At 34.2% G+C, this 23,543-nt stretch carries 18 protein-coding genes and 2 pseudogenes; 3 read left to right on the plus strand and 17 right to left on the minus strand.

The genetic code is table 11. The features are described 5' to 3' along the window. Positions 1-27: 27 nt before the first annotated feature. Positions 28-1,545: a uroporphyrinogen-III C-methyltransferase gene (gene cobA, locus SCALIN_RS05470; protein WP_096893386.1), complete on the plus strand. Its 1,518-nt coding sequence runs from the start codon at positions 28-30 to the stop codon at positions 1,543-1,545. A gap of 212 nt (positions 1,546-1,757) precedes the next feature. Here the strand turns inward: cobA and SCALIN_RS05475 are convergent, their stop codons facing one another. Next, positions 1,758-2,072, minus strand: coding sequence for a DUF1360 domain-containing protein (locus SCALIN_RS05475; RefSeq protein WP_096893388.1), 315 nt, complete (start codon positions 2,070-2,072; stop codon positions 1,758-1,760). 685 nt (positions 2,073-2,757) lie between these two features. Here SCALIN_RS05475 and SCALIN_RS05485 point away from each other — a divergent pair. Then, positions 2,758-3,069, plus strand: a complete 312-nt coding sequence (locus SCALIN_RS05485) for a hypothetical protein (protein WP_096893392.1) — start codon at positions 2,758-2,760, stop codon at positions 3,067-3,069. Positions 3,070-3,364: 295 nt separating this feature from the next. Here SCALIN_RS05485 and SCALIN_RS23795 read toward each other — a convergent pair. From SCALIN_RS23795 to SCALIN_RS05550, 13 genes and pseudogenes are all read right to left on the minus strand, one after another. Then, positions 3,365-3,517, minus strand: a pseudogene (locus SCALIN_RS23795) (type II toxin-antitoxin system HicB family antitoxin); the annotation flags it as partial. 429 nt (positions 3,518-3,946) lie between these two features. Beyond that, entirely contained in the window at positions 3,947-4,849 is a 903-nt protein-coding gene (locus SCALIN_RS05495; protein WP_133111686.1) for a hypothetical protein, read from the minus strand. Between the two features lie 178 nt (positions 4,850-5,027). Continuing rightward, positions 5,028-5,426: a hypothetical protein gene (locus SCALIN_RS05500; protein ID WP_096893398.1), complete on the minus strand. Its 399-nt coding sequence runs from the start codon at positions 5,424-5,426 to the stop codon at positions 5,028-5,030. Positions 5,427-5,557: 131 nt separating this feature from the next. Continuing rightward, positions 5,558-6,244 (minus strand): Pycsar system effector family protein, encoded by a 687-nt coding sequence (locus tag SCALIN_RS05505; protein WP_096893400.1) that lies wholly within the window; start codon positions 6,242-6,244, stop codon positions 5,558-5,560. Between the two features lie 130 nt (positions 6,245-6,374). After that, the gene (locus SCALIN_RS05510) at positions 6,375-6,818 is read right to left on the minus strand and encodes a hypothetical protein (protein ID WP_096893401.1); all 444 of its coding nucleotides are present in this window, start codon (positions 6,816-6,818) and stop codon (positions 6,375-6,377) included. Positions 6,819-7,007: 189 nt separating this feature from the next. Continuing rightward, complete coding sequence (locus SCALIN_RS05515; protein ID WP_162532166.1) at positions 7,008-7,361, minus strand: tetratricopeptide repeat protein; 354 nt, start codon at positions 7,359-7,361, stop codon at positions 7,008-7,010. Positions 7,362-7,638: 277 nt separating this feature from the next. Continuing rightward, complete coding sequence (locus tag SCALIN_RS05520) at positions 7,639-8,907, minus strand: hypothetical protein (RefSeq protein ID WP_096893405.1); 1,269 nt, start codon at positions 8,905-8,907, stop codon at positions 7,639-7,641. A 381-nt stretch (positions 8,908-9,288) separates the two neighbouring features. Next, positions 9,289-9,837 carry a hypothetical protein gene (locus tag SCALIN_RS05525; protein ID WP_096893407.1) on the minus strand — a complete coding sequence of 183 codons (549 nt, stop codon included), beginning with the start codon at positions 9,835-9,837 and terminating at the stop codon, positions 9,289-9,291. Between the two features lie 758 nt (positions 9,838-10,595). After that, positions 10,596-10,898 carry a putative quinol monooxygenase gene (locus tag SCALIN_RS05530; RefSeq protein ID WP_162532167.1) on the minus strand — a complete coding sequence of 101 codons (303 nt, stop codon included), beginning with the start codon at positions 10,896-10,898 and terminating at the stop codon, positions 10,596-10,598. Positions 10,899-11,032: 134 nt separating this feature from the next. Continuing rightward, a complete protein-coding gene (locus SCALIN_RS05535; protein WP_203415358.1) occupies positions 11,033-11,203 on the minus strand; it encodes a putative quinol monooxygenase in 171 nt (56 codons plus the stop codon). 73 nt (positions 11,204-11,276) lie between these two features. Then, entirely contained in the window at positions 11,277-11,660 is a 384-nt protein-coding gene (locus SCALIN_RS05540; protein ID WP_096893409.1) for an ester cyclase, read from the minus strand. 76 nt (positions 11,661-11,736) lie between these two features. Beyond that, a complete protein-coding gene (locus SCALIN_RS05545) occupies positions 11,737-12,183 on the minus strand; it encodes a hypothetical protein (RefSeq protein ID WP_096893410.1) in 447 nt (148 codons plus the stop codon). 413 nt (positions 12,184-12,596) lie between these two features. Continuing rightward, positions 12,597-13,619, minus strand: a complete 1,023-nt coding sequence (locus SCALIN_RS05550; protein ID WP_096893411.1) for a hypothetical protein — start codon at positions 13,617-13,619, stop codon at positions 12,597-12,599. Between the two features lie 103 nt (positions 13,620-13,722). On the opposite strand from SCALIN_RS05550, the pseudogene SCALIN_RS05555 reads away from it, so the two are divergent. Further along, positions 13,723-15,273 (plus strand): annotated as a pseudogene (locus SCALIN_RS05555) (IS1634 family transposase). 14 nt (positions 15,274-15,287) lie between these two features. Here the strand turns inward: SCALIN_RS05555 and SCALIN_RS05565 are convergent. The 3 genes from SCALIN_RS05565 to SCALIN_RS05580 all read right to left on the minus strand — a co-directional run bounded on the left by SCALIN_RS05565 (position 15,288) and on the right by SCALIN_RS05580 (position 23,457). Beyond that, entirely contained in the window at positions 15,288-15,998 is a 711-nt protein-coding gene (locus SCALIN_RS05565; RefSeq protein WP_133111688.1) for a hypothetical protein, read from the minus strand. Positions 15,999-17,627: 1,629 nt separating this feature from the next. Further along, complete coding sequence (locus tag SCALIN_RS05575) at positions 17,628-21,359, minus strand: glycosyltransferase family 2 protein (RefSeq protein WP_096893416.1); 3,732 nt, start codon at positions 21,357-21,359, stop codon at positions 17,628-17,630. Then, the gene (locus SCALIN_RS05580) at positions 21,346-23,457 is read right to left on the minus strand and encodes a CgeB family protein (protein WP_096893417.1); all 2,112 of its coding nucleotides are present in this window, start codon (positions 23,455-23,457) and stop codon (positions 21,346-21,348) included. Before SCALIN_RS05580 ends, SCALIN_RS05575 begins: the two co-directional genes overlap by 14 nt. Between the last annotated feature and the right edge of the window lie 86 nt (positions 23,458-23,543).

A 23,543-nucleotide genomic window follows, 5' to 3' on the forward strand; every position in this document is an offset into this window, starting at 1 on the left:
ACTTGAAAAAAGAAATGGTAAGAAACTATGAAAAATAAAATTGTTTATCTCGTCGGATCTGGCCCTGGAGACCCCGGGCTGATTACTGTAAAAGGACTTGAGTGTATAAAAAAAGCCGATGTCATCGTTTACGACTATCTTGTAAACCCTGTCTTGTTAAAAAACTCCAAAAAAGATGTTGAAATGATCTATGTTGGAAAAAAAGGAAATCAACACACAATGGAACAGGAAGACATTAATCAACTGCTTGTAGACAAAGCCATGGAAAACAAGATTGTCACCAGGTTGAAAGGTGGAGACCCTTATGTTTTTGGCAGAGGTGGAGAAGAAGCACTTGTTTTAAAAGATAATAATATTGCCTTTGAAGTTGTCCCGGGTATAACGGCAGCTATTGCGACACCTAATTATGCCGGTATCCCTGTAACACATCGCACCTGCACGTCTACTTTCGGGCTTATCACCGGCCATGAAGATCCGACAAAAAACCAGAGTGATGTCGACTGGGAGAAATTAAGTACGGGTTTAGGTACACTGACATTCTATATGGGGATCAAAAATCTTCCCAATATAGTCAACCAGCTTATCAAACACGGACGTTCCGCGGACACTCCTGTCGCCGTTATAAGATGGGGGACCACAACTCAGCAAAAGACCGTAACCGGCACATTATCAACTATCGTGGAAATAGCAAAAGATATCAAACCCCCTGCTATCACAATAGTAGGAGAAGTGGTAAACCTCAGAGATCAGCTCAACTGGTTTGAATCAAGGCCCCTTTTCGGCAAGACAATAATAGTAACCCGTTCCAGAGACCAGGCAAGTGTGTTTTCAGACCAGCTCATTGAACTTGGCGCCAATGTTCTGGAATACCCGACAATAAACATAACCGTTCCAGATGATTTCGGCCCCCTCGACAGTGAACTGGAAAGAATAGACTCTACTGACTGGCTTATCTTTACGAGTGTAAATGGAGTAGATGCATTTTTTAACAGAATATTTGAATTGGGCCGTGACGTCAGGGACCTTAAAGGAGTTAAGATATGCTCCATAGGTCCGTCAACAACAGAGCGGATAAAAGGATTTCATGTATCAATTGATTGTCAGCCACCTAAATATGTCGCTGAAAGTGTCGTAGAAGCGCTGCAGGAAGTCGAGGAGATTAAAGGAAAACGTTTCCTGATGCCTCGGACTGATATTGCGAGAAGCTATGTCCCTGAGGAATTGAGAAAGCTGGGAGCTGAGGTCTCAGATATCATTGCCTACAAAACAGTGCTTGCAACTGATGGAGACAATATAGTCCTTGATAAACTCAAAGCGGGAGAAGTTGACATTGTCACATTCACCAGCGCTTCCACAGTGAAAAACTTTGTCAAGATCATTGGTGAGGACAATTTAACGGCATTTAAAAACAATGTTCAGTTTGCGAGCATAGGGCCAATAACCAATGAATCCGCGGAAGAGATGGATATTGACATCTCGATAAAAGCTACTGAATATACTATCCCCGGGCTGGTACAGGCGATAGTTGATAACGTAGGCCAATAAAAATAAACCATTAAAGCTACTACCCTCCCCCTCACATTTCATAAAAGAGGGAAAAATATAATCCCTCTTATAAAAGAGGGATTAAGGGTGGTTGTAGCTCCTTCTGCAATTAGAAACTTACAGAAGATTTTATCAGCTAAGGGATGCAGTAAACTCAGGAGAAAAGAAACAAAAAGCAACAGTCCTTCTTTAATTTGCCAAAAAGATTGTGTTTACTTGTCAGCGTTCTTCATGAACCAGCACATCAACACCCATTGAAAAGCGGCAAGCCAGGCAATAACTAATGCTGTTAAGAAACAATCTAAAATATGCCATAATTCAAAAAGCTTTGGTTGGTAGATCGCAACCAGTCCAAATGCAATCCAATGACCAAGGCAGTACCCACAGGATATTAATTCTCCAAAAAATGCATTCTTGCTTTTTGCCCATTCGCGTAGTGATTTAAAAACCTTTGTCTCTGTTATGGTAAAAGAGATCGAGGCGGTAACGAAAGAAAGACAGATAACATTTAACATTTCTTTGTTCATAGTAGAGTACGCAGAGAGAAATAATTGAAATCTCTTTCACTCTTCACTCTTCTCCTTTCACCTTTCCACATACATCCACCTCTGCAATGAGCCGCTGGCCGTAACATAAATTTTTTTGTCCATTTTGTCCAAACATGACCATACTTTTCTCCTTAAATCATATTTTCCTATATTTATTTGCTTTAATTTGTATAACAAAATACGAAAGGTTCAGTACTCTCAAAAAGTATTTTTAGCATTGAATCTCTGAGTGTATGTACCCTGAAAAGATTTCATGCCAACAACCAGATTAGTTGCTGGAGTTTCCTGTAGAGTATGATAATGGCTATGCATAAGCACTTAAGCATGAATAATCCATCCGGTTTTTTTCCATACTACCGTTAAGGTTAAAAAAAACTCTCACGGTTATTATCATCCCTTAAAATCGCCTTCTGTCTGTCACCACTACTCATTATATGATATACTGCTCCATCATATTCAATTTTTGGTTTCACTGTCATGAGGAAAAAAAATAGCAAAATTGAGTAACACAGCCAATGCTTATTTACGAATACTGACCCTAAACACAGTACTGAAAATCGAATATCAAATTTACAATCCACAATTCCTAACTGACAATTAAACATATTATTTTATTTGGAGCTAAGGGGAAATTTTACTTCCATTGTTTTGTTTTTTCTGTCGGTTGAAAAAAAGATTTCCGGTAAAAACTGGCACTAAAGTAGCAACTCTAACCCTTGATGAAAGATCTTATACCGGTGCTGTCCGTCACCATAAATACATGGAAGACCCTGGGCATCTAAAAGCATGTTCTATGCGTGCTGGTGCTGTGGCAATCGTAAGTGAGCTTGTCTTGGGTCATGGTGTTAGAAGATCACGACATCTGAATGAAGCACAAACTCGATTGCAGTTAATATTTTCTGCTATTGCTTGTAATGTCAAAAGACACATCAGGTATGGGCAAAAGTACGGTTATGCGATGGCAACAAACACGTAGAAACATGGTAATGGCCGAGTTTGTTTAGCAAAAGCGGTATTATGCTTACTCAAAACGATTTTGGTTGCTGTAAGCGTGCGTTAGTTTTAAAATTTAGAAAATGAGATTTTCAATTAGAAAATCGTGATATTCGACGATTTTTCAAATACGGATTAAATCAACGAAATCATATATGATGACTGCCAGTAACTCTTGCAAGATTCCATCCCTTCATCTCAGCCAATCTGGATAGTCGTTTACCAGAAACAGCTTTCATACAGCAAATTCTAGCACTGTTCCCGGCTCGTCTGTCTGGGCTACCCACCAACAACCAACCTTCAACAGCCTCTCTAAGATTAGACTTTATTTCATCCATTGTTTCACCCTGTGTTACACATCCCGGGAGTGCTGGAACCTCCGCCCACAAGCCACCTTCCTCTGCTTCGTGAATTATCGCTTTAATATTCATTTATTCACTCCTTTAGTCATCATTTTAGACACCAACCGAACATTCACTTCTATAGACTCCGTATAGAAACAGATGATATAAAATATTGGATATATTTCAAGTGTATTTTCACAAAAGCGGCAACCGCAGGACACTAATTTACCAAAAAATATATTCTTATTTTTTCCCATTCCCTTACCGGTTTAAAACCCTTTTTTCTGTAACCGTAAAAACGAGATTAATGTTATTGAGAAAGTGAAAGACAGATAACGTTTTTCGTTGTAATAGGAAAAACAATATAAATAAAAGTTGAAAATCCTACTGCCTTACTGTTAACTGTTTACTGTCAAATTATTAATATTTTTCATTACTCATCCACTCCTGCAATGTACTACCAACCTCAATATATTATTTCTTATTAATTGACAGTAGATGTTTTGTATAACAAAATTAATCATAATAGATGTCTGGTTTATATTTAAAATATGAAAATTTCAAGATATTCAACAAAGACCAGCGCCATTTTATTCCTGTTATCTTTCGTTCTAGGACTTCTTTTATCAATAGATATTTTTTATGAAGAATAGAATCTCTTATCTTTATAATATCTTTGCAACGTTTTTCATCAATTTTTTGATTGCCACGTCCATTTACAATTTTAATTATGTCGGTTTGATAATCTTCCATTTCTTTGCATAAATAAGCCCACATATCATTTAGTGCCATTTTAGAATATTTCACTACATTGTCTTTATCCTTATTATCTAAGTTTTCTACATTCTCATCTATAAATTTAATGAATTTTTTCTCTATTCTTGGAATCCTAAATTCATTTATTTTGCTATATGAAAAAAACTTTGGGAAAAGTTCCATTAAGATACTCACATTGAACCTTCTAATTTCTTCTTTTTGTGAAACTGACAAGTTACATTCTTCTTTCTTCAATTCTCCTGATTTATCTAATACTTCCTTAAGATTATTAAGTTCCATTTGCAATTCAGAAGAAAGTATAATGCCTTTACCAGCAACTTCTTCCTTATAAAATGTCAAGTTATCCGTAATAGCGTTATACGCAGCAACAATGTCCTCTTTCATCTGATCAGTTAATTGATTTACATCTATTGTTTTGAACTTTTCTAACTGATCAGGCTTCAGTTTAGATGTTATTAGTTTTGTCGTTGATGTTTTTGTTCCTACTTTCATTTCAAATAATAAGGCATCCCAATTTGAAACATTACCCACAGTTATTAATGAGGAACTATTTTTGTTTTTGATAATCTCATCATAAACTTTTTCCTCTAAGTTTTTTATTACTTTATCTTTATCTTTATCTTTATCTTTTACATCTTTCATGTCCTTTAATTTTAAAATGTACATCAGGTGTAATTCTATAATTGGTAATTAAATTTTTATTTTTTGGTTCTGGTATAATAAGCATGAATTTTAGAACCTACTGTACAACATTTTACTTTCCTATTCTATTACATTATCCTGCAAATCGTTTTTCAATTTGTCTATACCTCCATGTATCTCATTTTTTTCTAAATAATTTTTCGAATAATAGATCCGTTTTTGCAATAATCGCCATCACAGATTCACTCATCTCCTTTACAAGGTCAGTCTTTAATTCGAAACATTTTTGACGAATTTGTATATACATCAGAATAAGTGGAAAACCAAGTGATCCAAACATCAATATAAATAGTGGGTGCTTTATCATAGAAAAAAACCATTGATTATCATCACCGTTTTTAGGGTACTTAGGATTTAAATCAGTAAGTTTATCCTTCTGATTAATATTATTGATATCAATTCCTTCCTCACTCGGTGTTTTCTCTAAACCAGGCTTATTCGTATTTGCAAAAATAGCATCATTACCAATTATAAAAAAAATTGCCAATACAATTGCTATTAAATATATTATCTTCATTTTTTTCTTTCAGACCGAAATTCATGTAGTGATAGTATCAATAACGACAAATTCTACAAAAGCCGCTATGAATTTATAGAAGTAGTTTTCTAATGAAGTTCAAATTGACAATATTTCTGTTTGCCCTAACCTCATTTTAATATTTTGTATACACTCCATCCTATAATTATTACAATAGCTCCTAATATTGTAGGCCATAAATTATAGCTATTATCCATTTTATAACTTAACCTAATAAAGCAGCTCGTCCCTGCCATGAGAAAAAAAAATAGACCGGAAATAAAAAAGCTAAAACCACGATTGATCCATATATGTTTAGCTACAACATTTGTAGAGAGAAGTGATGTTTCTACCGCCATTGTATCCCGTTCAACATCTTCATTTACTTCACTAAGCATGGTTACATATTTCTCAGTCTCTATTTTACTTATATCAGCAAAAAACCATGTGGGACTCTTTTTTTCAAATTTCATACTTTCAGAAGCATGAAGTCGTGAACGTAAGCACATAAGTGCAGCAAACATAGAAGCAGCAACACCTAAAACCATAAAAGAAAGAAAACCTAGCGTTTCCAAACCAAAATATTCATTTATTTTTTCAATTTTATTCATATCAGAAAAAAAAGAAGAAGCAAGAAAACCGAGAAACACACCATTGAGCGTCAAAAGAATCTGTGCTTTATTATCAGCACTGGTATACCACGATTCAACGTTTTGATTGACTCGCCTTGTATATTCTAATGAATGTTTGACTGAGTAATTATCTTGTGATCTTAAATGATCCTGATTTTCTTCATTATTTCTATTCTTACGAATCATAGAATATATTCCTTTACTAATCTGTATTCGCTATTCTATTTAAAAATTTGAAAACAAATAAGAAATTTGTCATACCATTTAATAAAACACATGCAGAGCTTTTTATATAAAATATCATTCTTATGATTAATTAATTGTCTAACGGATTTCTGCTTAGTTTTTTCATTTTAATTTTATAGTAATAATATGTTATCAAACTAAAAGCTATACCTAGGCATCCTGAAGTAATATAAAATCCATTATTAGTAGATTTAGTAGTTAGAATGATACCGATAGCGCTACTGGCAGCAGAAAAGAAAATAGTTGACCAATAAATTATATATTTTTCTAAAGAGAAAAAACCTTGTTCTTCTGCTTTTTGAGCAAACACTTCATACTCGCTAAAGCCTTTCCTTCTCAGGTATTCCCCGATAACATGAATTTGCAGCCATAGATGTGTGCAATGTAAATCTACGTAAACACAAACGAAAGGTATTATACAGAGAATCAGGCAAGCACTTGGAATTGCAGAGTCTTCTAAACCTAGACCGGTTGAACCAAGGACCCCAACGAGTATCAGTTTCCATTTCAGCAATTCATTACGGGCTTTCTGGCTACTGATTATCTCTTCTCTTAGTTTGTCTTCAGAACTAATGCTAAATCTCTCTATTAATGATGCTTCAAGAAAATGCCATTGTATAAGGTGCTTTTGTTGTTTTGATCCTGGTTGATATGAGTTGCAGATTCAGCTTCACTGTTTTTTATCATTTCCTTTTTAAGCTTATTAGCTTAAAAAGGAAATTCCTATATGATCAAGATATTTTAATGATTCCCTGCACATCCAATCCTCTTTTCCTCTTTCAGCAAGCAGTGCATGCACCTTTGCAAGACCAAAATGAGCGCGAAATTTTTCTTCACTATTACTTCCCTTTTGATTGTTTTCTAATGCTTTACGATAGGCTTCTCCTGCCTGATGATACTTTTCTCTCTTCAGGAGAACATCTCCAAAATTGTTAAAAAAAGGGGGATACTTCTTGTCCATGGTGACCGCTTTACTCGTAGCTTCTTCGGCTTCTCTATATCTCTCACGTTTGAGTAACGTTATTCCCTTGTGATCCTTTTTATGCCTAGTACTCAACTTTTGATTCATTATATTCAAGACTTGTCACAAATGACCCAACAGGTGACACCGTTCCCCAATAGCTATTATTTTACAAGGTTTTCTGGTAATTAATTGTATACCGAGGATAGAGAAAAAATACATAGAGCTCAAGCAGCGTAAGGAACACAATGTTGCCAAAGTTGCTTCAGCCAGGAAGATGCTTAAAATAATATACCATGTACTAAAAGTACTAATACTGTTTTATTTCGATATGGAAAAAATCTAAAATCCAATGAGTCTTATGATAATGAAATCATTTAGTCTTACAATTTTTTACAATAAAATACAAACTCCCAAAAATTGTTATGGCACCACATATATAAGATATAAGGAAAATATTTCTTCCCAGAATATTAACTTCATCACTACTAAATGGAATGATAAATGCCGGTTCTGTGATAACAAGCAAGGACGAACGTATATATATGCCGATAATTATTGCAACACAAATTCCTAAAATAAAAGGATAGAAAATCGTAGTGTATGTTGGCAGATACCAACAATCAGCAAGACTTTTGATAATATTATCATCATTATCAGTCGTATTGTTCTTTTTTAATTGAACATTGAATATGCTTTGTAATTTCATTCCCTTGTAAAAAGTAACAGCAATCGTAATTATCAAGCCGACTAGAAGGATTGGAAACAGCTTCATCAACTCCGGAAGATCAACTGGTATTCTACCAAATGGAGATTCAAGTGAATTAATTCTCTTGTCTAGCTTTTTCTTAAGAGTTTGCGATTTAACCAGTTTTTTATCATTCTCTTCCAATTCAATCTTTACTATATTTAATTTGTTTTCTACTTCATTAACAAATTTTGAAACCTCTTTCTTCACTAATCCAAATGATTTGTCCACAACTTCCATAAGACCAATAGTTGCGGATTCCTTACTTACTGGACCAGAGTATTTTTCCCAAAATCCAGGATCTAACCCATTAAGAAACGTTTTAATATCAGTAATGGCCTGCTGGGCTATATCATTTAAATGAAAACCGTCATCATTATTTAATATGATTTTCGCCTGTTTAATAGGGATTACGATTTCATCCTTAAGTTTGTCTATCAGATTATTAAACCAGGTATTAACGTACCAGCTTACGGCAGGAGCAAATTCTGTTACTTCAGATGGTATAGATAATCCATCAACCTTAGCTGGTGCTGATTGTTGAAATGTATTATCAGTTGTTTGAGAAGAGAGTGTGTTTTGTATCTTTGGCAACACTCCTCGCAAATGCACAGGGTATTCTTTTATTTGAACCTGGGCATGTTTCAAGGCCTCACTTATTTTTTGGTTCAGCTTTTTAAGCATATCAGATTGCGAGGAAAGTTGTTCAAATTGCACACTCTTTTCTTTTAAAGATGCCGTTAATACAAACTCCCGCTTTTTGTATTCAAAATATGATTCCACGACATAAAAGTGAGCAATTAACGCAAACGTTAAACCTACACCGAGAAGTCGATTCATTTTCTTCCTGCTTGATCTTAAATCATTAAACAGAGTTTCGATTACATCAGGCATAGTGTGTTCCTCCAATCTGAAAAGTGAAAGGGGCTGTCCTCTCAATTAAGTATTTCAGCATTGAATCTCTGAGCGTATGTACCATGAAACCATTTAATGCCAACAACCAGATTATTTGCTGGAGTTTCTTGTAGAATATGACAATGGTTATCTATAAGCACATAAAACATGAATAACTCAACAGATCCTTGCACATACTTCAGTTAAAGTTTCAAGGAGCAGTCACGGTCAGCATTATCCCGGCATATCTCATCTACCCTGTTTCCTAGACTCATTAAATGATATACTGCTCCTCATAATCAATGCTTGGTTTCACTGGTATAATTGCAAATATACCAAACGTACAAAATAGTGCCATTACTTATTTGCGAGGACTGACCCTTAACACTTTATATTGGAATTTATATCTGTTTTACTATTTCTCTCGTTACCGCTCTTTCGCAACACAGTATCCTGTCGTGTTAATACATCATCTGTAATACTAGTGCGAAGAGAGCTGCCAAGTTTTTGCAGGTGGGCAACATTTTTTATTGGAATTGTCTTACACATCGGATCTAAAATAGATTCAGCAATTTGTAACAATGTATCTGGACATATCCAATCTTGAGGTCTTTCGAGATAGTCTTTCAATGTTACAAGGGGCGGTTTCTGACTATCAAAAGGCCAATTTTTTGCTTGTTTTTGTAAAAGAATTTTAAAACCGTCTTGTAAATCGAAATAGCGTTCTCTTGTTCCGGCAGACAAAAATAAGCCTCCACCTGTAAAATACCAATCCTTGAGTGATACCGCAAGCGACTTAACATTGTCATGAGTTAATGGTTCCGGCTCTGGATACTTCGCCAAAGGTTTTAATTCTTTCCAAAGCTCCTTATAATGCACAATTCTTTCCTTACGAAGCTCTTTGTCGTACTCAATTTGAAGTTCTTGCATTACTTTGAGTTAGCCTTGACGATATGAGATTACCCATGTTATTACGACGACTATTAAACCAATCACCGCGGCGATAATTGTTCCTGTATCATTTCCCATAGTCTACACCACTTTATTTATTAACTGTTGCGTCACAGAGAAACGAAAGCATCAAATTAAGAATCAATAACTTCTTTTTCTTTCTTTTGCCTTCTAATCCTCCACCACACATCTTTTAACTTTCATATTGTTTTTTTTCGCAAAAGAAACACCCTCCACTACAATGTGACACCTCAAGCATATACTTTTCTGTCCAAATGGAAATCATACTTATTCTTCTTCTACTACAAAAACAAATATTTATATTTTTACTATTGAAATATTGATTCTATCTCGACTCCTGCTTACTCGTTTCAAGGTTTTCTTGGTATAAATTAAACAATAGCGATAGCGTAGCAAGCTGCCAATGTCAATTTGCGAGGACTGACGCGTATTCTGAGAGATGATTCCTCACATATAATAATACAGCCTATAACCTATCTAATCCGAAAACTTCTATTCTTGTCTGGCGTCAACTATTTTTCCTGTCTAACGACAATTATTTTTCGGAGATACTTACCTAGGCTTTTTTTCATACCTTCTCCTTTTTTTGAATAGTTACATACTTATGAAAAAAACCAAGACTTATCGACGTGCTATTTTAAATATAATATTATTTCAATAACCCGTTCCCCCATTTGTTTTATACCTTCTTTTTTGCTTCAATGATGAAAGTTTATTTATTCTGATTGCGACCATACTGCATCGCATTTGAAGATCACGCAGAACTCTTCTAACCCAGGCCTAATGACCTTATCCCAATGCTGATAAGGATCATTCTTTTGATGTTCTTTAAAAGCATTTTCATCTCGATACGCTTCATAAACGTAAAGTACATATTTGTCATTCGGATCTGGATAAAACTCAAATCTAAGTGACCCTGATTCTTTGTCACTGCAGTATTTACCATCCCGCTTCAGGAATTCAACAAGTTCCTGATATTTATCTGGTTTGGATTTTACTCTAAACATAATCCCAAACATAATTCCTCCTACAATCAATTTTTGAACACCCACCTCAAAAATTAAATTCATGGGGTTAGGTGGTTCTTGTTTTGCCCAATGCGTCTTAAGCTTTTCTTTTCATCACTATGACCACAAATCTCCAGGCGATAGGTTCAAGCAATCTCTTTGATCTTTTTAAGTAAATCCTTTACATTATTTATATGAGCCAATAACCCCTCAGCATTAGAGTACCATTCACGACAATGCGCATTGTGCTTATTATGTTCATCAAAACTGAACCCATAATAAAGACAGCCTGGTTCTTTGCTCGTTCGTTTAACCAATTCTTAGCAAAGCTCTTTAAATTTATCAAGCTTACCGCTTAACAGTCCGAAATATGGTGCATTGGAACAACACTTACCCGGTTGCAAAAGGATTAGGCTGTTTCATCATCTCCTTCTTACTAGAATGTTCCCATCGCACGACTACTTTGCCATTGAGTACTTCGTCTATGATAATACCTTCACGTTGAATAAGATTTTCTTTACACGTGCCCTCTGCTATCCATCGAAAAACGTTCTTGTCGCCAGAAATAATTTGATCCTTGATGGCGAATTTCATCCCATGGAAATCGTCCAGATCTTTTTTTACCATATTTTTAAATTTTTCCAAATTAATTGGTTTTTGACTACCGTCGAGATAAAAATCACAATACTTATCAAATACTTCATCGGCAACCGAAATATCGCTTCGATTTAATCCGGCAATCCATTTTTTCTCATATTCAATCACGTTGTCCATTTGTTTTACTCCAATATAGCGAAATAATCGTTACGAAAAAAGCTTATGCTTTACAATAAAACCTAAATAAATATTCCTACCTCTTAAACATGCTAATTAACTCCTCAAAAAGGGTAATAGCGCTTTTAACATAAGGTACATTGTCAAGCAGATCTTTGACACTGCCTGTCACAATAGAAGCTCTTCCCAACCATCTATTTATATGACCTTTTGACTCCGTTGTACTCTTTTCTATAGTTTCTGCAACTTCTATAGCTCGTGGAAATGCTTTCAACTCCTTGATTAGGGCTTCACCAACTTCTTTTTGAGATATGTCAGTAAACGGTCTCCATGCTTCCTGAAGTTTATCAAGGAAATTTTCACTCTCCACAATCACAAAAACAGAATCTCTAAAGTCCAGGTACTGATCCAATGGACGATCATCCTGTTGTGGGACAAGCAGAAGTCTCACACTCTTTGTAAAGTTCATCCAGGCAATTTTAAACTCTGGGTAATTGATCTGGTTACTGTTTTCTTCTGGCATATCTAATTTCTCCTTTTTATGAAATTATCATGCAAAATTTCACTTCTTATACATTTCTCTTTAAGAAATACTTTTTTTCGTTTTGTCTTAATTCATTTTCCCTCCCAATCCACTAACCAGAACATCAATATCGACTGAAAGGCGGCAAGTCAGGCAATGACCAAAACAATACCCGAAGGAGTTAATTTTCCTACAAATGTGTTCTTTCTCCCTACCCATTCTCTCATTATTTTAAAATCTTTGTTAATAACAGAGTAAGCTGAGAAAAATAATTGACACATACCTTTTCCCTCTCTTCTATCTCAAGAAAGGAGTGATTAAAACTGGAAAAATCATCGTCCTGCTTGAAGTAGAGACGTTCATAGACGTGCCTAACTTTGAGCCTTCATCATTCATTTCTTAGTTCTCCAAAATTATTTTTTAACTTTCTTCTTTACTTCTGCTGCTAGTTTAGAGGTTGAAGAGCATGTCTCTGTATCAAACACCTTAGGCATAATTGCACTAATTGCGGAAAACATCTCTTTTGCTTTTTCCGGATTGGCAGATCTTATTTTGAACTTTCCATCTTGGTATGTTACGAAATCACGTGTCTGGTTGATAGCTTTGCATCGCATGATTGAAGCTACAAGTGGATCAGTGACAGACTTTGCCTTACCTTGACGTCTGTCAATAATAGCATTCAAAACATCCTCAGCGTCAGTTAAAACATCTGATCCTCCCAGGGCAAAGTAGTAACCTACATCCCACCTGAACAATTCCAGACCATCTTTTTCCTCTTCATCTGTTTTCGGATAAGCGATTCTGATCGGTAATATGCTTGATTTAATTGTACGGTATTCCTTCCGACTCTTTGGCCACGTAAATACGGCAGTAACATCATAATCTCCAGGCTCTACAAATGTAAAACCTGCCGATCCAAACGTAAGATTAACGTTTTCCACCAATTTACCGCCTTGAGGCACAATGTCAGCAGATGCCACATCCATATCAAAGCATCTCTGCATTATTGGCCTGAAAACATATCGTTTGCTTGAATCACCTCCACCTGCAGGAGAGGTACGTCTTTTGACCACCAGTTCTAGAAAACCTGCCTTTGGATCGAGAAGAAATTTTGGCAAATTCATAGTTCGCCCAGTATTATTAGAAAGCTCTACAGTTAAAAAGACTGGTTGTGCAAATTGGAACAGTGCTCCTGTTTGAGGCGGTGAGATCTTTATTCTAAAGTCATTCGAAGGTTTCTCAGGTATATAAGGCACATACCCACCATCTGTATTTTCCCAATATGGGATGGTATGAAATTCTGCGCCACCAGGAATAATATTTCCCCATGGCCCGTGCCTTAGAAAGGCTAGTTCATCAGGATCAAACGTAAAAGCAAAATCACGCCAAAACTTTGTTTTATTATCACCACCTAGGTATTTCCAGTCATAGTTCATAACCTGAATTGGAGAAATAGTTAATAACCATGAATTAATATTTGTACAATACTGTATATACCGTACTATACGGCTATTTACTAGTTATTAAATAGTTAATACTATGGCTTATACTGTAGAGCAGAAAATAAAAGGTAGGACATACCTCTACAAGGTAGAAAGTTACTGGGATAAAGCAAAAAAGCAATCACGTCAACGAAGAACCTATATCGGTCCAAAACGGAACGTAAATAAGGATAAAACCAAGCAAATCCGTTCCAGTTTGGTCTCAAAAGGACAAGGCAACGTCTTTTTGCTAAGATTTTTATCAGACAAGCTTGGATTGACGGAGATTTTAAAATCTCTCTTTCCTGATAACTATCAAGAGATATTAGCATTAGCATTTTATGAAATTATAGAAGCCTCGGCCTTGTACCTGTTTCCTTATTGGCTTGATGAGCATAATTTGCCGAGAGTTAAAAAGATGTATTCTCCTGACATATCAAAACTGTGTGATATTTTGGGAAGATCGCAATCACAAAGGGTAGAGTTTGTTCAAAAATGGATAGAACATTTAAAGCCAATCAGCGGGATATTTTACGATATAACTTCTATTTCCAGCTACTCTACAAACGTTGATTTTATAGAATGGGGTTACAATCGTGATAAAGAGAATCTACCTCAATTAAATATGGGAGTAACATTTTGCCACAATCACTCTTTACCCATTTATTACAATTTATACCCTGGAAGTATTGTAGATGTTACTACCTTAAAGAACTGCGTTGAGTATTTGAAAGTATTCAAGCTAAAAGACATTTTGTTTGTGCTGGATAGAGGTTTCTTTAGTAAAGCAAATGTATTGGAAATGAATAACAGCAAAAGCAAAGTGTCCTTTGTTCAGCCACTGCCTTTTAGCTTAAAAAAAGTAAAGACTTTAATAAAAAAAAATAAACGATTATTGTCAGATCTTTCCAGTGCCTTTAAATTCAATGAAGAGATACTGCATTACCAGCAAAGACCTTTTGAATTTGATGGAAACGAATTTGACGCACATATTTTTTTCAATGAAAAATCTGAAGTAGAACAAAAACATAATTTTTTCTCAGTATTATTCGAATACGAGGAGAAGTTTAAGGATAAAAGTTTTAAAGTGCTTAAGGAATACCTGAAATATAGAAAGTTAAATATTCCAGAAAAATACAGAGATTATTTTAAATAGAATAAAACGACATTGCGGATAGAAAAAAATGCAAAAAAGATAAAATCGTTTATTTATAAAATGGGAAGCTTTGTGTTAATAACAAACAAACAACAAATGGACAAAGCGGAAGTATTAAATCTTTATCGCCAAAAAGATCAGGTTGAAAAAATGTTTGATATATACAAAAATGAAATGAATGGAGATAGGTTGCGAGCACATAGTCAATATAATGTCGATGGCCGTTTATTTATAAAATTTGTTGCGTTGATTATCTATGCAGAAGCATCAAGAGTTATGAAGGAAAAGAAGTTATTTAACAAATACACAGTAAAAGAATTATTTGCTGAACTCAAAAAATTAAAAATCACTCACATAGAGAAAAACGATCCGATTCTCAGCGAATTATCCAAAAGACAAAAAATTATTTTTGATGCTTTCGGCATCCAGGAAGACACATTGCATAGTTATTAACTTTTTTCTCCAATTTAGGTCATAAATGAATTTGAATCTGCACGACCCACAACCCTTTCGAATCTATGTGCAAGGTTCAGGGCATGTCCAAGCTCATGTACGGTCGTCTGTATCAGTTTACGTTTCCAATCAGTTCGTTCCTTTATGGGTTTTTGGAATACTGCAACACCCTGTCTTGGTAGTTTATTTATATCGCGGCTACCAGAATCGAACAAAATCCCATACAATCCGTCCAGAGTAGATTCCTGCAGCATCAATAAGTGAAGGTTCCACGACTTTCTGTCAATTGGTTCCTGGGCAAACTGAGACATCAATCCGTGCAACTGAGAATTGTCCCATTTACCAGAGGTGGGACTTGGTATCTGATTACGTTGGCCAACGTTGAAGACCTCAAAACCTGCATCTTCCAGGCTTGTTTCTAACGTCATAGTGCGACCATTGATCTCCCAACCTGGCATTGGATCTGTTCCTACCTCAGTTTCCATTTCTATACCTAGTTCCCTCATAGTAGCTTCTTCGTATCTGCCGGCAAAAGTTATTGACTGATTAAGTGGCAAACCAAGGATTTGTGATTCAAGTATGAGATGCACCGTAATTTCTGTTCCTGAGACTGAGCTGACAAGTAATTCTCCTCGAGACCGTTTCCCATCTCTGTCTTCTGCAACTATCCCTAAAGGATTCGTTTGTGGAGTAAGACTTACACCGGGTTCACTTCTAAATGACACAAGATACTCACGATACTTCATATAATGTAACAAGATGTTTTCTTTGATATTCAAACATTATTCGAATTCAATGGGAAGATCAACTTTTCAATTGTCAATGGTCAACTCTTAATTCCCCTTAGCATGCAGTTCCACAATGGGCTATTGGCCTGGGCCTATAAGACGGCGTACAAATAATAATCACCATTTTCGGCCAATAAATATTCTCAACCTTAGATAAATTTCATTCAAAAAAATGGACCAACATTTGATCACTCCGCGAAAGCCATCAATACAAGTTTTTCCGTTTATTCTAGATGATCGATTACATTTAACTCTTCACTCATTTTGTTACTCCTTTCTTTGTTCTTGTAAAAAAAATGAAAAACAATAACCACTTAAGTATCAAATCACTCAATCATTTCCTGATTACTTCATATAATGTAACTTGCTACTTTTTTTGATATTCAAACATTCTTCGACTCCACTTGAATTATCAACTTTTCAATCTGCAATCGTTAACTTTTAATTCCACCTAGCATCCACTTCTACAATGTGCAACTGGCCTCAGCATATACTTCCTTGTCCAAATAATAATCACCATTGTTCTCCTAATAAATATTCAATCCTTTTAGATAAATTGACATTCAAAAAAATGACTTTTTCATTTGACCACTCCAGTTAAGCCATCAGCAGACTTGACCCGTTTATTCTAGATGATCGATTACATTTAACTCTTCACTCATTTTGTTACTCCTTTCTTTGTTCTTGTAAAAAAAATGAAAAACAATAACCACTTAAGTATCAAATCACTCAATCATTTCCTGATTACTTCATATAATGTAACTTGCTACTTTTTTTGATATTCAAACATTCTTCGACTCCACTTGAATTATCAACTTTTCAATCTGCAATCGTTAACCTTGAGTTCCACCTAGCATCCACTTCTACAATGTGCAACTGCCCTCAGCATATACTTCCTTGTCCAAATAATAATCACCATTGTTCTCCTAATAAATATTCAATCCTTTTAGATAAATTGACATTCAAAAAAATGACTTTTTCATTTGACCACTCCAGTTAAGCCATCAGCAGACTTGACCCGTTTATTCGTTTGCCCAAGTCCATGCAACATATCGCCCCTAGAATGAATGCTGTAAGCTACATCTAGAGGGTGCCGTTTGATATAGATGGATTTTTTCAAATCACAACGTCTAGTCTTAGCAAGTCGATGGCCTCCAAATAGCTGGCCCCATTTGTTGTAGTTTATCAATTCACCGGTCTCCGTTCGAAACAAGGTCTGCCGGTTTGGATCTGACGGAGTGCTTAAATCTCTTCCATTATAGAAATTAATGTAAAGTGAACCGCACAGAAAGTTAGTGCCTGAGCGACGGTGAGACCAGATTTTGATGATTGGATTCTGATATTTATTTTTATTATACACGTCCTCAAATATGATTAAAAATTTTTACCAAAGTTGCTAATTAGTGTATTAACGGGAATTTGGTGAGAATAATTTACTTTCTGACAAAAGCTTTAATTTTACTTTTTGCAGTGAAAAAGAATTCAAGCGTATATGGATTCTACAGATCTGTAAATATAAGAAAGTATTTTTCACTTGTGCTCTTTACCCATTGAATTACTGAATCCTCATACTACTTGCTCTAGACAATTAGTAATTGACTTTTTAAATCTATTATCTATTAATAGGTTAGAATATATTTTTTCGTAAATTTTACCAATAATCTCATAACTATGATAACTATCAACCCATTCCTTTGTATTTTTTGAAATTAAATGTAAATCGGAGTTAAGCATTTTTTCTATCGCGTTAGAACATCCATCAACTGTTGGTTCAAAATTAATAATTGCAATATCATTAAGCTTTCCACCTGCTTGCCTAATAGCAATTTCAGATATATAACTCATTGTTGGTATTCCATATTGTGCCGCTTCAATTGCAGAATTGCCATAAAAACCAACGTTACACTGATCCCAAAAAATTGTGCAATCTCTCTTTTGACTTAAACATTCTCTATGAGAAACACCTTCTATAATTTTAACATTAAACTTGTATCCCTTTTTCTTCAATTTCTTTAAAGCTGGTAAAAAAACTGAATCAGTGCCTTTTTTTCTTCTTGAAGATGGCGAATGGCCAATTATTGGTATTTCACGGGGTTTCCAAATATTCTTTAAAATTTTTGAATTAATTGCTTGAGGAACGAAAATGCTATCAAACTCGGGGTAGTTTAGGTCAGGAGTAAATGCAATACGTAAATCAGTATATTTCTTCATACGTTCCAATGAATATTTGGCTATCGAAAGTCCTTTCATGGAAGGATGAAGGTGCCTCCTGAATGCGCTTCCACCAACAGTTAATATTTTTGGTTTATTCATTGGAATTTTGAAATTTACTCCGTGAAATCCATAATTATGTGTAATTGGATCGTCTCCTTTAAAATGGAGTATATCTGCTTCATTAATTATTTGTTGTGCCTGTAACCATAATTTTTTATCAATTTGCCCATTCTTTTTTAAAACACATATATCATATTTATAATTAAATTTATGAGGTACAATTTTAATGAATTTTATATCATATTTATCACCACTTGTTTTCCTAATTGCTTCTGCAATACGATAGCCAGAACCAGCAAAATCATTAACTGAAATCAAAACAATTTTTATTAATTTGTTTATATGTCTATCTATTGTTGAATTTTTTTTTATAAGTGTCATCGAATGTATATAGAATTGATCTCCCTTTTTACACTTGCAAAAAAGAATACCAATATATAATTTCTTATAATCATTAGAATTAAAATCTAGTTTTATTGTTTCATATTTTTCGTTTAATTGATAACTCGAATCCCAAACAATATTTTTTCCTTTAATATCTCCAATCCATAATTTTACATATCCACCACTTTTACATTTTTTAAATCCTGAAACATTTAATGTATAATTAGTGTGAGGATTTAAATTTATTAATTTTTTAATTCCAGGAGTACTATTATTTTGTGAGTTAGTTACTTGTATAATGTTTTTACCATTTAGAATTAAATTATTAATCTTCACCGTTTGATTACTTTTAATATCATTAATAATGGAAGTATGATTTTGGTTTTGAGACGCTGTTGTCTTTTTTCTGTTTTCAAATTCCGAATTTTCATTAACCACCATATTCTTCTTAGAGATGTAATCTGTTTCAATATTAAATTTATTCTCTACTTCGACTAATCTGTGTCCTTTGTAAAATGGAACAGTATTGTTCTTATTTATATCAAATTCATTAAAATACCTAATGTATTCATGTATCTTATTTTTCCAGTTAACCTTAGAAGCAGCATTATTCAACTTATCGCTAATATCTTTCCTTACATGACTAAAATGATGCATCATTAATTGGCTTGCAGCAAACGAGTGACAAGTATTTATTGGTCCCACACCCCTAGCTGAATCCACATATACTGGAAACTTTGATGTTATCTTTGTATCAGGTCTTAATTTGCATATAAATGGTACTTCGTATCTTTCAATTGGCTCTAATCTATAGGTAGGTTTCTTGTAATATGTATACATCTTACAGGTGGTTGCATCAAAGTTATTTTCTAATATATAATCTTTAGCTCTTGCAAATTGCTGGGAATCATAATACTCATCAGTGGCCATAATTAAAAAATAATTGCTTCCTTTTGTTCTGGCAATATCCAGTCCAACGGAATGTTTTTTTATTTCATTCCTTTTTGCCGTTATCCTCAAATCAGGCTTATACTCATAAAGATGAAACTTGTCTTTCCCTTCATATTGCTTTATAAAGCTGACTATTTCTTGATTTAATTTTCCATAATTACTTATTTTTTGCCAAATGATAATAATACTGTTAACATGATCATATATCTGATCAATTGAACCATTTAATAACTCTACTCCATTATATATAGTATATATCGCACTTAAATTCATTGATAATGACTTTATATTTTCTAACTCATAAGGTTTAACAAATTTGCTTAACACTGATATATAACTCAAACTTTTTCCCTTAAAATCAGTTAATTTCCCCATATTAAACTTGCTTTTAATATCAACAATATATGCGCCAATCTTTTTTAACGATATTATTTCTTTTTTCTGTATGTTTTTATTTATGAGTGTCATCATTGATCTATCTAAACAATTATTCAAATTGTCATCCCATATCTTCCAATTGGATTTATCAAGTAATTTATGAGACAGTAATCTCCCTGCTCCAATACTCTCTTCAACTCTATGATTAGTATATCCACTCCAATATATACATTGATTACTAACTGTATCAAAAAAGTATGCATCCATAACACCTAAAAAATCATATCCTTTTTGACAATAAGGTAAATAAGCTTCCAATAAATTATTACTGATTAAATCATCAGACCCGAGAATCATTACATAATCAGGTTTCATCTTTTTACAAGCGTTGAGACCATAATTCCACTTTTTACCGAGAGGATTATTTTTAAACTCTAAATAATGAATACAGTTTGTCTCACATATTTCTTTAGTAATATCACCTTCGGAACCTACTGCTACAATTTCAATATCAAAATTATTATTTTTCTTCAATTCTTTCGACCTGTTAATAAAAGATTTGAAAATGTGATGACGTTTCCATAGAGTCGTTAAGATTATAAGCTTAATCTTAAATCTGCCATTTATTTGAGGGTATTTGTCTAATTTGAAAATAAAGCTTTCTTTGTCTACATGTTGCCATCGGACTCCCCTCTTAATAAAAGCTTCGATCATATACCAATCCCAACAAAGGTTGTTAAAGGGGATAGTATTCCTTAAATAAATATTGAACAGGTCTTTACGGAACAACGGCTGTCCTAAGTCTATATTTAATAGCTTTGGTATCGGTGAATTTAATATCTTACGTCCCGCATATTTACAAGAACTATAAGCAAAACCAATATCTGGATTTTTCTCTAATATTTCAACTAAGTCGTCTAAATGGTCTGGATTGTAACCATTATCATCTGATAAAAAGCATATGTATTTTCCACGTGCAAGTTGAAGTCCTATTGTCGCTGGCGCAATTCCCCAATTATTATATCGCTTCGTTAAATTTACAAATTTCATGCTGCCAACATCTTCTTGTTTAATAAGGTTTTTAATTTTTTTTGCCAACTCTTCAGGTGGTGAGTCTGCAACAACAATATGTTCATAATCTGTAAACGATAAGTTTTTCACTGATTTTATACAGTCTTTTAGACAACTAATCCTGTCGTAAACAGTTGTAACAATACTTACAATTGGATTAATCTTATTATTAGAATCATATAAAATCTTATAATCCATCAATCCGTTATCTCCTATACTGATGCTTTTAAAATTTTTCATTTTCTAATTCAGCAATAAATACATTTCTTAAGAAAGTTAAACCACCTTTAATTCCGAGGAAGGCATATCCTTTCTTAATTTTTTCATCATGAAATGAAAAAAGCAAAACATCATTATTGTAAAGAGAAATACATCTATCATTGAATACTATCCTGAACTTTTGCCAGGAATTCCGATTAATTGAAATTTCTTTAAAGATGCAATTGTGCCTGCCAAAATAATCACGTTTTTCATTGCACATCAAATGATAAGAATTTGTCATTTGATTAAATTTATCTATTTGGTGGATCTTTGCAATAAAACAGGATCCGCTATTAATATTTACTTCAAAATTTAACTCTACTTGAGAATAACAATTTTTGCTTACGAGCCCTCTCTCAGTTCCAGGTCTATCAACTTTTGTTTTTCTTAGAATAATACTATCTTTACCATTCATCTTAACTACATTTCCATATATCTCCCAATTATCAAGAATTCCCTCTTGTCTATTACTTAAAAGTACATCATCTTTGATCTTTTCCTTTTGTTCATTACGTTGTTTACATTGGAAACTCTTTGATTTATTGTGTAGCACAATTGATATGATTTTTTTTAAACGATCTATATATTTATGACCCTTAAGTCTTTGGTAACAATTTTTTTGAAGAGTTTCGTAGTCTTTTTCGTTATTCAAAAAGTATGTAACAATATCTAGCAATTGTGAACTATTGTTAAAAACCCGCATCTCTGGAAAAAACTTTTTAATTTCAGTTCGATACTCTGATACCACCAATGAACCACAGGCCAGAGATTCATATATCCTTGGGTTCATAGAAAAAGCAGGAATTTTCTGGGTATTGAAATGGTGTACCTCTCTGAAAACGTTAATGACTATCTTAGTCTGTCTATAAAGGTTTGCCGTTTCATGAGCTGAAATGTTTTTTGAAAGACATAACTGACGAAGTTTCGAAGATTTCCAGGGTCCACCTACTACATACGAAAGAAGTCCGGCTTCACATAGATTTAACAGATATCGCTCCCGGGTTTTATTATATCCCCCAATAAAACCAACATCGTACTTCTTCAGATGTCCGTTTTCATAATAAACCTGTGGATCGTAGCTCACTGGAAGGTAATACGCATTTTGATGTATGTCGATAGTGCTTGGATCATTTACGAAAACAGTATCAAAAAAACTTGACCATTTCGATGTGTCATCGACCTCGTACGGCTCATCGAGCAGCCAAACCGCTTTTTTTAATTTGCGGAATTGATTGTGCCATTTTTTCACAAAACTACGACCATGAATAACAAAGAGCAAGTCCGGATTAAATTGCATGACTTTATCAGGTAATTTATTGTCGTCCCAATAAGCCTCGGTAAACTCGATACCCAATTCTTCTGACGCGTGATTTAATCCATTCCTGAACACATCTCCACAAGACAGGAATTTATAGTTAACAAAGAATATCCTGGGTTTCTTATTTATTATTTTTCCATTTCCTCCAGCAAGACCATCATTAATATTTTGCAGGGAGTCAATACTACCCCATATAAATGCGGTCAAACGGCTTTGTTTGCTTAAATTAACAACCTCAATGTTTTTTTTTGTAATTGCTCCATTGATGACGCGATATTCAGCATCAATTCTAGAAAAATTGTTGGTAAGGTTATGTCGTCCAGTTTTGGCAAAAAAATGATTATTTGTGAAATCAACTCCGATCAGACCAATGCGTTTTGCTCCCATGTGAACGGCAAGACAAAGGGCCACATAAGGAGAGTTTCTAGTGTAATGCAATACATTTGGATCAGAAAATTCAGTACCACCGTAGACACCTAACCTAAAACGCACCACATTGGGGTGGTTTAGGCCTAGTTCAAACTGTGTAAATATTGCGTTTGCTTTGCTTTCTTGAACGTATTTAAAACGTCCATTTGCAAATTGGTGCTGATGGTTTATTACAACTAAATAAGTAGGCGTGAACAATCTCCCAACATCATTTACACCAATAGTAATAAAATGCTCCGGGTTTTTTAGTTCGTTAAGTGACGCACCACATCCACAGACAATAATTGTTCCGCCACTGTGAATGTTATGGTATGAGGAAAGTGTTCTCATGAGCCAACTTCAAATGAGGGCCTTGGTGTAATGTGAAGTGAATTTTTCCTGCAGTTTCTTAATTGGACAATCCATATATCCTCTCT

This window comes from Candidatus Scalindua japonica, assembly GCF_002443295.1.
Taxonomy (GTDB): Bacteria; Planctomycetota; Brocadiia; order Brocadiales; family Scalinduaceae; genus Scalindua; species Scalindua japonica.